Origin of the sequence: Providencia sp. PROV122, assembly GCF_028482365.1 — a bacterium.
Taxonomy (GTDB): Bacteria; Pseudomonadota; Gammaproteobacteria; order Enterobacterales; family Enterobacteriaceae; genus Providencia; species Providencia stuartii.
In genome coordinates this window covers 1-2,967 of record NZ_JAMPQI010000063.1, presented here as the reverse complement: position 1 = coordinate 2,967, position 2,967 = coordinate 1, and the positions used below count along the sequence as shown (strand labels likewise).

The following is a 2,967-nucleotide window of genomic DNA, read 5'->3' as shown; positions in this document are numbered from 1 at the left end:
ATTTCTTGGATTGCACCGTCGAAAGAAACCCAACCTAACCAGACTTAGCTAGATTAGAGAGCTAAGAAGCCATGACCCAATAACCGATCATGGAGAAAAGCAAAGACAAGAACTGACGTTGTCGCTTAGCTCCGTTATGATTAATACCACATTGGGGCATTAGGTTTCTTATACTCAAAATAAGGATGATTTTATGTACTATAACGTAAAAGTAGAAATAGACGAAAAAAACAAAAAAGGAAACTTCACTCAATTCTTTGATTTAGATAATAATAATTTGGATGATGTCAAAAAACATATAATCATTCCATATTTAGAACGCAGGGAACTGTTTATTGATGGCCGATATATTGAACATAAAAAAGTTAGACAATTAAAGATTTTTCAATCTGAAAGAACGACAACAGAATTACGAGATATAGCGCAGTCACGAGTTTCTCCAAACGTACTTTTCTTTTACAACAGACAATCTATGCTTAGTGATAAGTTTATGATTGACATAACAAAAGAATTACTTTCAACACTGGGTGATATAATCAAAAAAACAGTGAAAGAAAAAATAAATGATACCATTGATAAAAATGAAGAAATTAGTTTGGCTAATGAAGTATTCATTGTCCATGGGCATGATAACGAACTAAAAACTGAAATTGCTAGATTTATAGAGTCTCTAGATTTAAAACCAATCATACTTCACGAGAAAAGTAGTAATGGGAAAACAATCATTGAAAAAATAGAACATTACAGCAATGCCGGTTTCGGTATTGTTCTCTATACACCTTGTGACCTTGGATGTGCTAAAGATGATCAAGAATCAATGAAAAGTAGAGCCAGGCAAAATGTAGTTTTCGAGCATGGGTATTTAATCGGTAAATTAGGCAGGCAAAGAGTCACTGCAATTGTTAAAGGTGATATAGAGAAACCTAATGATATATCGGGTGTTGTCTATATATCGCATGACCCAAATGAAGGATGGAAAATCTCATTAGTCAAAGAACTGATAGGAGCAGGGTACGATATTGACACATCAAAATTATTTTCCTGATCCTGATATGACCTAAATCATTTCTTATAATCCCTTTTATGTTAAATGGGCGAGTTAATTAGCAAAAACCGCCCATTCATCCCCATAAAAGCCCCTCAAAACGATTTTAAGACACGATCACCCTATAAAACGCCCAAATCTACGCTGAAAGTTTAGAACGGTTTTGCGAGCTTTTGAGTTCGTTTTTAACAAGTTTTTATTTCAGGTGAAATTCTTCTAGTAAGTCTTAAAACAATCCACATTCACGGTGGATAAATCGGGGAATATCGTTTGATATTGTGATTTACTCTTTGATAATCAAAAGCAAGAACAATTTGTTTATTTATTAGCCGATGGTGATTACATGAAAACGAAACCAGAAACAGAAATGCGAAAATGGAAAAGATTGAATCAAATCGTTTCAAGGAAAAGAAAGTATAGGCAAGAAGACCTTGATAAGTGGCGTAAAGAGCAAGAGGAAGAAGAGCGGATTAAAGAATGGCTGGATGAAAATGAAGGTGCGATAAAACGCCACATGAAAGACTTGTAGCGTTTAACATAAAAGGGATTAAAGGAATGTTTTTAGAGTATATAACCATCATCATTACTTTTATCGTGCCGTCTATAGATTACATTATTATGTATTTTTGGTTCCCTTACTCTATCAGCAACAGAAGGACCGATAACATTCAAGTAATCAATTAGTTTCGTCAGATCATATATATTCCGCCCTCTATATTTTTTGTTGTTTTTTTGTGTTGGCTTTCGATCTATCAAATTGGCTTTTTCTAGTTCGTTTAAGGCTCTTTGTATTGTTCTTGTCGATAATCCCATTCTTATAGCTAGACTTTCAATGGATGGATGTGGCCATTCATCAATATCCCACCAATGAACTATTAGATTTAGTAGGGTATTAAAGGCTGTTGGCGATAGCCTGCGCTCTCCTTGTATAAAGAACAATACTGTAGGTATGGCTGTCCAACCCAGAGATAGCGCCCCTTTGCCCCATTTGCTCTCAAGTGTAGAACTCATTTTAACTCCCTGATATCAAAATAAACTTTATTTTTAAGCATATATTATCATATTCATATGAATAGGGTGACACTAACGCCATTATAATGATGGTGGAATTGAAGCATTTTGTAAGAAAGCAAAGATGCTTTATTCAAGTTTTTAAAAGTGGAGCTAAATATGAAAAATTCAATAAATGCAACTTTAAAACAAGATGCTAGAATTTTTGGCGCTTCTTTTAATACCCTCGTATCAAGAGTTGAGGAAAGATCTGTTAGAATGCCTTCTGGGTTAACTAGGGAGCAAAGAAGACAGTGGGCGGCGGAAACTCTACATCAAAAACAAGCACTATCGCTGTAACGCGAATAGTCGATTTCTCTGTAACATTTAATCTCTATTATAGTAGCCGGTATTCAGATACTACGGTAGATAAAATAGATGATTTCATTGAGCATTTTGAACTTTATGGCTTATTTGGAAATCCAGCCAAAGGTGAGCCCGCATGGGTTGGTAAAGTATCCCCATCTTGGAATCTTCCTGCTAGCTATGTGGGTGAAGATAAAGAACACATAATTAGTTATGCAAAGCAGAATAAACTATGGCATGCCCATATTGGCGATCCGGAATTTACTGTAACGCATCATGGTAAATACCAAACATCAGATTGGGTTATTCATTTTCAAAAGATTAATGATAATCACATTAAGCTTCTTGAGCTTGGGTACCACAATCCTATGAGCCTGCCAACGAAAGAAATAATAGACGAAAAACCCTAATGCCCCAATGTGGTACTAATCTAAACGGAGCGAAGCGACAGCGCCTTACTGTCTTTGCTTTTCTCCATGATTAGTTATTGGGTCATGGCTTCTTAGCTTGTTCCATTAGCTAAGTCTGGTTAGGTTGGGCTTCTTTCGACGGTGCAATCCAAGAAA

At 35.6% G+C, this 2,967-nt stretch carries 5 protein-coding genes; 4 read left to right on the top strand and 1 reads right to left on the bottom strand.

From position 1 onward, the window contains the following. The first annotated feature begins 193 nt into the window (after window positions 1-193). Window positions 194-1,045: a nucleotide-binding protein gene (locus PSE69_RS19580; protein WP_272675339.1), complete on the top strand. Its 852-nt coding sequence runs from the start codon at window positions 194-196 to the stop codon at window positions 1,043-1,045. A gap of 343 nt (window positions 1,046-1,388) precedes the next feature. Continuing rightward, window positions 1,389-1,574, top strand: coding sequence for a hypothetical protein (locus PSE69_RS19575; protein WP_179991721.1), 186 nt, complete (start codon window positions 1,389-1,391; stop codon window positions 1,572-1,574). Window positions 1,575-1,606: 32 nt separating this feature from the next. On the opposite strand, the gene PSE69_RS19570 is transcribed toward PSE69_RS19575, so the two are convergent. Further along, window positions 1,607-2,056, bottom strand: a complete 450-nt coding sequence (locus PSE69_RS19570; protein ID WP_272675338.1) for a helix-turn-helix domain-containing protein — start codon at window positions 2,054-2,056, stop codon at window positions 1,607-1,609. A gap of 159 nt (window positions 2,057-2,215) precedes the next feature. Here PSE69_RS19570 and PSE69_RS19565 point away from each other — a divergent pair, with 159 nt between their 5' ends. Both PSE69_RS19565 and PSE69_RS19560 read left to right on the top strand, forming a co-directional pair. Then, a complete protein-coding gene (locus PSE69_RS19565; protein ID WP_272675337.1) occupies window positions 2,216-2,395 on the top strand; it encodes a hypothetical protein in 180 nt (59 codons plus the stop codon). After that, the gene (locus PSE69_RS19560; RefSeq protein ID WP_272675336.1) at window positions 2,350-2,811 is read left to right on the top strand and encodes a hypothetical protein; all 462 of its coding nucleotides are present in this window, start codon (window positions 2,350-2,352) and stop codon (window positions 2,809-2,811) included. Before PSE69_RS19565 ends, PSE69_RS19560 begins: the two co-directional genes overlap by 46 nt. The last annotated feature ends 156 nt before the right edge of the window (window positions 2,812-2,967 follow it).